The 8909-nt window shown below is 53.6% G+C and carries 5 protein-coding genes; all 5 read right to left on the bottom strand.

Features of this window, described 5'->3' with window-relative positions:
- The coding region (locus ACOJTG_RS11345; protein WP_420153910.1) for a PQQ-dependent sugar dehydrogenase at positions 1-377 on the bottom strand (377 nt) is incomplete at its 3' end.
- 15 nt (positions 378-392) lie between these two features.
- A complete protein-coding gene (locus tag ACOJTG_RS11340; RefSeq protein WP_420153909.1) occupies positions 393-2204 on the bottom strand; it encodes a beta-N-acetylhexosaminidase in 1812 nt (603 codons plus the stop codon).
- Between the two features lie 18 nt (positions 2205-2222).
- Positions 2223-3944 (bottom strand): FAD-dependent oxidoreductase, encoded by a 1722-nt coding sequence (locus tag ACOJTG_RS11335; RefSeq protein WP_420153908.1) that lies wholly within the window; start codon positions 3942-3944, stop codon positions 2223-2225.
- Between the two features lie 159 nt (positions 3945-4103).
- On the bottom strand, positions 4104-5798 hold the full coding sequence (locus ACOJTG_RS11330) for a RagB/SusD family nutrient uptake outer membrane protein (protein WP_420153907.1): 1695 nt from the start codon (positions 5796-5798) through the stop codon (positions 4104-4106).
- A 4-nt stretch (positions 5799-5802) separates the two neighbouring features.
- The gene (locus ACOJTG_RS11325) at positions 5803-8880 is read right to left on the bottom strand and encodes a SusC/RagA family TonB-linked outer membrane protein (protein ID WP_420153906.1); all 3078 of its coding nucleotides are present in this window, start codon (positions 8878-8880) and stop codon (positions 5803-5805) included.
- Positions 8881-8909: the final 29 nt, after the last annotated feature.

Below are 8909 nucleotides of genomic sequence, written 5' to 3'. Positions count from 1 at the left end.
CGGGACAAGTGACTGATCCATTTTTCGCCGCCTACGCCGTAGTACAGATAGAGCCAGTGATTGCGTTCAAAATCCGGGTCGGCTGCTACACCGAGTAATCCGTCTTCAATCCCGCTGAACACGTTCAGATTAGCAATGGTTTTAAGTTGCTTTTCCTGGGCATCGTATAGACGTACGCCGCCTTTGCGTTCGGCAATGACCACATTACGGTTGGGCAGCAAGGCCATGCCCATGGGTTCGTCCAGTCCCTGTACCAGTGGCATGACGGTAAACCGACTGCTATCCGGCGGCGTGTCCGATTCGCTATGATGGTACGGTCGAAAAGAAAGCGTACTCGCCAGAGCGGCTAATCCGAGAAAAATCGTTGCTGTTTTCATACCAATCAACCCCGTTTATTGAGCCCGTTTTTCCATGTCGGCAGTCGTCAGTTCCAGCATCCGGCCGATGGGTTTACCCTTGGCGTAAGCCACCACTTTCACGCGGTCGGCTCCTTTGGGCATCAGAAACGGTTGCGTGTATTTCGGGAAATGACGATCAGGAATGGTATTGTCCGTCGAATAGTACAATTCCACATCGGGTAATTCGTGATCAAGCACCAGTTCCATCAAGCCGGTTGGATGTTTTTTCACCGACGTAACGATCGGATTGTACATACTGCGGGAATAGTTGACATCCTGCACGTCCAGCCGCTTGAAGTGACTTTCCACCCGATGGACAAAGTCGGGCCAGTTTCGCTGATTTTTCGGCGACCAGAGTACTTCGGCAATGGCGAAAGCTCGCGGCCAAGTCATGTACTCCACGTGCCGTTCGTTGGGTACGGATTCGGTCCACAAATTACCCTGACCACCCAGAATGAGTTCGGCCTTAATACTATCGGGGACGGGTTCAAATGCATAGCTTTTGCTCAGTCGACACATGCCATAAGTACTGGGTTCCGCACTCGGATCACCCTGGTACAGATCGAGGTAGCAAAACTGGTGCGGCGTCATGATTACCGGGTGACCCTGCCGGGCGGCTTCAATACCGCCTTTCAGACCGTGCCAGCTCATCACGGTGGCGTCGGGAGCGAGTCCACCTTCCAGAATTTCATCCCAGCCAATGAGTTTTTTACCCTTCGACTGGACGATTTTCTCTACGCGTTTGATGAAATAACTCTGCAATTCCTCAACGTTCTTAATGCCCTGTTTTTTCATCAGCGTCCGGCATTCATCGCATTTTTCCCAAAAGCCTTTATATGCTTCGTCACCCCCCACGTGGATGTACGGACCGGGAAACAACTCCGCAATTTCGGTAAAGACCTGATCGATGAAGAGATACGTGCTGTCCCGGCAAGGGTTGAGCGTATTATCTCTCACCTTATAAAGCTTTCCGTTCGGCGGTACCTCGGTAGGGAGTTGCCCGCAGGTCAGTTGTGGATACGCCGCAATGGCCGACATGATGTGGCCGGGCATATCAATTTCGGGAACGACGGTGATGTGTCGCTGCTGAGCGTAGGCTACTACTTCCCGAATGTCACCCTGCGTATAGAAGCCCCCGTAGGAAGGTACTTCGCCCGGCTGCGTATTTTCGAGATCCCACCAGCGACCTGTCCGGGGTACCCGCCAGGCTCCGACCTGCGTCAGTTTCGGTAGTCGGTTGATCTGTACCCGCCAGCCCTGGTCATCCGTTAAATGCCAGTGAAAGACGTTGAATTTGTACCGGGCCATCTGATCGATGTACCGTTTAACAAAGGCTTTGTCATAAAAATGCCGACTGACATCCAGCATCAGTCCCCGCCAGCCAAAACGCGGCTGATCCCGGACGTGTACCGCCGGAATCGTCTGGGGTAAAGCGGTTTTCCCCTCCGGTAATAATTGCCGAAGGGTTTGAATACCGTAGAAAATACCAGCGGCTTTGGGGGCCGTGAGCGTAATGCCTTTGGAGGTTACCCGCAGGTCGTAGCCTTCCGAACCCAAATCCGCCGCCGGAGCCAGCGAAACGGTAATCGTGGAGGTTGCGGAGGTACCCGCCGGTAATTGCGGCAACTGCTCGGCGATCATCCGGCGAAGCTCCGGGGAGTTTATTACCAATCGCGTTTGAGTGGTAAGCGTAAAGGTGCCCGTACCCGCTTCCAGCGTTTGCGGAGCCGGAATCAGGGCGGGCAGCTGGGCCGAGGCAACGGTTGTCACCAGGGCCAGAGCCAGTACTTTATAAAATCGATTCATTCCCATACAACTAAGCGATTAAGCCGAAGGCCACTGCGTTTCAATACCCTGACTACGAACCATTTTCTGAAATTCTTCCCGCAGATTAAGTTTTTCATGGACGGCTTTCGGCGTTACCTTTTTTTGTTGGGCATAGGCCACCAGCATACCCACGGCTTCGCCAATGCTCCATTCGACCGGATGCAGGCGGTAACAGCCGTTGGTGATATGCGTTGTACCGATGTTCTTATTGGCCGGAAGCAGGTTTTGGACCCGTTGCGGAATCAGAGCCCCCAACGGAATCTGGAAGGGCAGCGAGCCGAAATCGATGTAATTATTGCCCGCCGTACTCGGGTGCAGGTCGATGTGGTAATAGCCCACACCCACGCTATCGGCAAACGGAGCGGCGGTATTGCCGGTTTTTTTTCCGGTAATCATCGCCCGGTTGTCGGCTCCGACGTGTTCTTCCAGAATGGTAAACAGGGCCTTGATTCGCCGGGACTCGCGGATGTACGGGTATTTCGCCAGTCCATCTTCCGTACCCATGATGTCCGGACGTAGCCGCAGACCCGCCCAACCCTGTCCGCCGTCGGGGCGGGGAGCTTCGGTTTGCAGCCAATACAGTAGGGACAGACTCAGTTGTTTGGCCCGATCGACGTGGTGTTTAAAGTCTTTCTCGCTTGCTCCGATCAGGTTTCCCAGCGTATAATCGTTCTGCGGCCAGTTGACAATCGAAATATCACCCGCGAAGGTACCGGGTTTAAAATTCGCTTTGCTGAGGATGCGACGGTAATTCCAGAGGTTTAGTTTATCGCCCGTGGCTACACCTTCCGGGTTAAAACCGAGGGCTTTGGGCTCCAGCGTTTTGGGGTTGGAATACTGAAGATCCAGCAACCGTCCCGACCAGGCGGGCGTCAGTTTCGGCGTCAGATTTCGCCAGAAGTTATATTCTTTTGGTTTATCGATGACGTGCGTTTCGCCGGGCAGATAATCCATCGCCATACACATCGTAAAGGCCTGTACGTTGTTCGGATCGGCTTTTTCGGGAGCGTGGAGTTCGCGGGTTTGCTGACGGGATTCGGCTCCGGTAACAAATTCCGTTTTCGTGAGCGGTAACAAATCCCCCAGTTCCGTCGCATCCACGAAGTAGGGAGCTTCGAGTACCAGCTCTTTTCCGCTCCGCAGATTGCGGGCTTTCAGGGCTTTTACCTGATCGCCGGTTACGTCTGCCGCTACGATTTTATGTTCGAGTAGCAGAACCAGTTGCCGCGAACTCTGGTACGGAGCCAGCATTTGCAGCAAAACCGCCAAGGCCACTTTGGGTTCGTGACAAAGTTTGGAAACGGTACCATCACCGGGATTCAGATGCGTCCGAGTGCGGGCGGCGTCCGTGAGTGGGTAATAGGTCTGGTAGTACTGGCGAACGGCCGTACGGAAATCGCGGTAGAGCCGCGTGGCTCCGTGCGTTTCAATCCAGGGATGTTCATCGGGGGGAACACCCTGTTGAGTGATCTGCCCACCGATCCAGTCGGTTTCTTCGGTCAGTACGACCTTTAGTCCATTGCGAAGAGCGGATAGAGCCGCGGCACAACCGCCGAGGCCGCCGCCCGCCACAATGACGTCGGCGGATTGATGGTCAGCGGCTGTAGTAGCCAAGGAAGATTCCGTACTTGCGGCGTACGAAGAAAATGACAGAAAGGAGGTCGAAAAAAGACCTCCGCTCGTCAGGGATACGCGTTCAATGAAATGACGTCGATTCATAAGCATTCTTCGGTTATTCCGAAGCGTGTAAATGGAAAAGCAGTCGCTGCTTCTTGGGTACTTGAAAATAGATACTGGAAATTCAAGGTAGGGTTGAACGTTTCATCTTCATGGAATCTTCCCGAAAAGTTGAACCTTTCGGGAAGAGATACGAGGGCTTTACCAGCCCGAATTTTGCGTCAGTTGTTTGTTAATGTCGCGTTCCGACTGCGGAACGGGCAACAATTCCAGTCGCGGGTACCAGTAGCGAATTTCCCGAACCAGTCGCTGACTTTCGCTCGTAGTATAAACCGGAATGTTGTTCAGGTCATGGACGGCACTCGATTTAAAGGTCGGTGGGGCGGGGGCCACGGCCGGATCTTTGGCCGCTCCCATTACCTTTTGCGGCATGACCACTTCGGCAATACCCCAGCGACGAATGTCAAACCAGCGGAAGCCTTCCATGGCCAGTTCAGCCACGCGTTCGCGACGAACGAGCTGACGTAACTTATTTTGATCCCCCTCCACGGTGGCTTCTACCGCCGGCTGACCCGCCCGGCGACGTACCTGATTCAAAGCCGTAACTACAGAAGCATCCAGTTGATTAAGTTCAATTTTAGCTTCGGCGTACATCAGCAGAATTTCGGCGTATCGCATCAGAATAAAGCCTACGCGGGCCTGAAAGGCATTCTCTTGCGTGAGGGTGTACTTGGTATGCAGTAAACCTACACCACTTTTGGCTGGACCAAAGGCATTGTCGAAATCGGCGTTGGTCCGCGAAATCCAGCTACCGTCGGCGTTGCGGAAAGATGTGGTGTTTTTGTAAATCGTGTACACCAGCGTCTGCTGATTCATGCTGATAGTATCTCCGGGAATGGCTACCGTGTACTTCAGTCGCATATCCCGGTTTTTGCTCGGCTGGGCCGGATCGTACAGGGGCGACTCGTCAATGCGTTTGCCATCCTTCGCTTCGAACATATCGACCAGTCGTTGCTGCGGGAAGCGACCCGACTGCCCACCGGCGGCCCGGGAAATACTGCCCAGCGGTACGTAATTGACCGAGTTGGCATCCGCATCCGAGTACAAAATCTGGAACATGATTTCCTTTCCGGCATTGGCCGTCTGACCCGTACGGGTAAATAGGTTAGCAAAGCTAGGATTCAAACTTAGTCCTGCACCGTCGATGATTTGCTTGGAAGCCTCGGCGGCCACTGCGTATTCTTTGTTGAACAAAGCGGTACGGGCTTTGTACCCCAGAGCTACGGCCTTCGTGATGCGGCCCTGATCGCTCGTCGTCCAGGGCAGTACGGCAATCGCGGCATCGAGTTCTTGATAAATGAACTTGAGCACATCGGCCCGCGGGGCCCGCGTTTGCGTATAAAACTCCGCGGGTTCCAGCGGCTTCGTAATCAGGGGAACGTCACCGAAAAGAAACACCAAATGGTAATAGGCGTAGGCCCGAAGTACGCGGGCTTCGGCCTGAATCTGGTTGAACGTTGCCGCCGATACACTGCTTTTGCCGATTTCCATGCCTGAAATCAATGTGTTGGCTCGCTGAACGGTGGTGTAAGCGAACGTCCAGAGGGATTTGGCGTGGGCATTGTACACATCAATGTTGCCCTCACCCAGATCCACGCCCCGCAACAGAGCAAGGTCCGTCCAGCCGTCCATCATCGACTGGTAGGGCGTGTTACCCGTATTCCAGTACGCCGATCGGTATACGGCGTTCAGGGCACCGTTCATCTCGGTTTGATTGTTGAAAAACTGGCCCGTTGCCGGAGCATCCAGCGGTACCTGGGTCAGGTACTCTTTACAGCCCGAAAGCAGCGTAAGCGACAGGCTGAGTCCTAGTATCGAAAGAAAACGAAAGTTCATGTCGTTAGAAATTGATGTTTAAACCAGCCGTGTAGGTACGCATGATGGGGTAAAACTCGCCGCCCGTATCGCGTTGCTCGGGGTCGAAACCGGGGAAGAATTTCGTCCAGGTTACTAAATTCTGACCACTCAGGTACAAACGAACCGACTTGATTTTAGCCTTCGTCGTCAGAGCCGTAGGCAGGGTGTAACCGACAACCAGGTTCTTGAGTCGCAGGTACGACGCCGACCGTACCCAGAAGGAAGAGGCCACGTAGTTATTGGGAATACTGTTGACCGTCAGACGAGGATAGGCCGCGTCGGTGTTTTCCGGTGACCAGTAATCTTTCTGATACTCAAACATGGTTCCCTGGAAATTCGAGGAGTAAAAAGGCTGAGCCGCCGTTCCCGACAGGTAGTTGTCTTTTTTACCCACGCCCTGGAAGAAAGCCGTAAAGTCAAAACCCTTGTACTGAGCCGCAAGGTTTATGCTGTATTCGTAGCGAGGGAAATAGTTGCCGAGGATGGTACGATCGTAACTGTCGATTTTGTTGTCAGGAACGCCATTTGGACCGCTGATGTCCCGGTAGCGAATATCACCCGCGGCTGAGTTTCCGTACTGGAAGGGAGCCGCTTTTACTTCGTCCGTACTCTGGAAAAGGCCGTCGGCAATATAACCATAGTAGGAATCCAGCGGGTATCCTTCCTGCTGGATCGTCGCTCCGTTGATGATGGGCGTACCGCCATTTTTCAAGAGTTTATTACGAACATCGGAAGCATTGACTTGTACCTGATAGCTGAAATCACGGATTTTATCCCGCCAGCCCAAACCAAGTTCCCAACCCGTATTCCGCATGGAGCCGGAATTGACGAAAGGAGCCGTGAGGCCCACGTACGCGGGAATGGGGACGAGCTGAAGCATATCCACAATATCCCGCTGGAAGAAATCCGCCGTCACGTTCAGACGGTTTTTGAGCAAGGCGAAATCGCCGCCAATATCCAGAATCCGGGAGGTTTCCCAGCGAATATTGGCATTAGCCGCCGTAGTGAGGGCGTAGCCGGGATTGACGATGTTGTTGAAATAATAGTTATACGCCGTTCCCGCGTTGAAGAGGGAGTAGGTGGGGTAGTAATCCGACTCGCCCCCGCGAATCAGGTTCTGATTACCCAGCGAACCATAAGAAGCCCGGATCTTCGCTTCGCTTACAACCGACTGAAGCGGTTGCCAGAACGATTCCTGCGAAATCCGCCAGCCCCCGGATACGGACGGGAATAGTTGCCACCAGTTGTTTTGACGGAAACGCGAGGACGCATCCCAACGACCATTCACTTCCAGCAGATATTTATCGTTGTAGGTATAATTTAACCGACCATAGATCGAAACCATCGAAAAGCGGCTTTCACCCCCGCTCAGCGTCTGGCCTAACTGATCGCCGCTGTCGAGGTACGGACGGTCCGGCGAAAGCAGATTCTGACGGTAGGTATTGATGAAAGACGTTTTGAAATCCTCCGTACTAAAACCGCCCAGTACGGTAAAGGCGTGCTTGCCCACCGTTTTGTTGTACGTCGCCTGCGTCCGGAACAGGTTTTGGGTATTCTGCGAAATCCGGTCCGACAGCGAGTTCAGAGCGGGCCAGGGGCGTTGGTAAATCAGCGTATTGTTGGCTACGTCAGCCGAGTAGATCCGGTACTGATTGGTAAACTGCCGTCCGCGGTTGGTGTAATAATTGGAGCTGTAGGTCGCCAGTAATTCCAGTCCTTCGATGGGCGTATACGTCAGCGTTCCCTTGATGATCCGCGAGTCAGTCAGGCTACGGTTGAACCCCCCATCCCGGGCCTGAGCTGCGGGGTTGGCATTTGACCAGCCTTCACCCCATTCACCCGTATCAAACTGACCCGGCGTAATGGCCGGGAAACCCAGCATTTCGCGGATGATGTACTGCGGCGTACCCTGTCCCGGCCAGAGGCGGTTGGAGTTGTTGAGTACCAGATCCACCGAAGCGGAAAGTTTTTTGCTGATCGTAATGTCGGTATTGAACCGTAAGTCCAGACGTTTATAATTCGTATTGGCTGTTAAACCGTTCTGGTCCAGGAAACTACCCGACGCAAACGCCTTCACGCGATCACCTCCAATGGACAGGTTCAAACTGTGGTTCTGCATGATGCCCGAATTGGTCAGTACCAGTTTCTTCCAGTCGGTGTTGAACAGCGTTTTGTTATCGGGGCCATTCGTTCGGTAGGCTTCAATTTGCTGGGTAAACGCGGCGGGTAACCCACTGTTGGCCTGAGCCACGTCCCAGTACATCATGTGTTCGAGAGCATTTACTTTCTGGGGAAGATCGGTTGGCTCCTGCTTCAATACGTAGGCGTTGTAGCTGACATTTACGCCTTTAGCTCCACGTTTGGTGGTTACCAGTACGACGCCATTGGCCGCCCGTGAACCGTATACCGCCGCTGCCGCCGCATCTTTCAGAATGGAAATACTGGCAATGTTGTTGGGATCGATGGCGTCGAGGCTCATTTCTACGTTATCCACCAGAATCAGCGGATTTTGTCCGGCGTTGATTGAACCAATCCCGCGAATCCGAATGGTACCCGCATCGCCCCCCGGAGCACCGGATTGCTGAGTGATGGTTACGCCCGGAGCGGCCCCTTGTAAAGCCAGCGACGTAGAACCGACTTGACGACTGGTCAGGGTTTTACTTTCGATTACGGCCACCGAACCCGTCAGGTTTACTTTCTTCTGCGTGCCGTAACCGACCACCACGACTTCATTCAGTTTCGTGGATTCTTCGCTGAGGGCAACATTGTATTCACCGGCTCCCGAGAAGGGCACTTCCTTGCTGGTCGTACCCAGAAATGAGAAGACCAGCGTTCCGGTCGAAGCCGGAGCTTTTAACGTATACAAACCATCGGCATTGGTCGTCGTGCCGGTCGTTGTGTTTTTAATCATGACCGTAACTCCCGGTAAAACCGACCCGTTTTCATCGGTGACTTTACCCCGTAAAACCGGGTTTTGGGCGAAAACGAACAGGGGCAGCGTCAAAAGCAAAGGCAGTAGCCAGCCCAGACGCCTGTGCAGCGTACGTACGTGTGGCATCATGAAATCAAGGAGTAAGAAAAGATAGAGGT

This window comes from Siphonobacter sp., from assembly GCF_048595215.1.
Classification (GTDB): domain Bacteria; phylum Bacteroidota; class Bacteroidia; order Cytophagales; family Spirosomataceae; genus Siphonobacter.
This window is presented reverse-complemented; position numbering and strand designations above follow the sequence as displayed.

Coding starts and splice junctions, on each gene's coding strand:
- ACOJTG_RS11340 (WP_420153909.1), bottom strand. CDS start 2,204: ATGAATCGATTTTATAAAGTACTGGCTCTGGCCCTGGTGACAACCGTT.
- ACOJTG_RS11335 (WP_420153908.1), bottom strand. CDS start 3,944: ATGAATCGACGTCATTTCATTGAACGCGTATCCCTGACGAGCGGAGGT.
- ACOJTG_RS11330 (WP_420153907.1), bottom strand. CDS start 5,798: ATGAACTTTCGTTTTCTTTCGATACTAGGACTCAGCCTGTCGCTTACG.
- ACOJTG_RS11325 (WP_420153906.1), bottom strand. CDS start 8,880: ATGATGCCACACGTACGTACGCTGCACAGGCGTCTGGGCTGGCTACTG.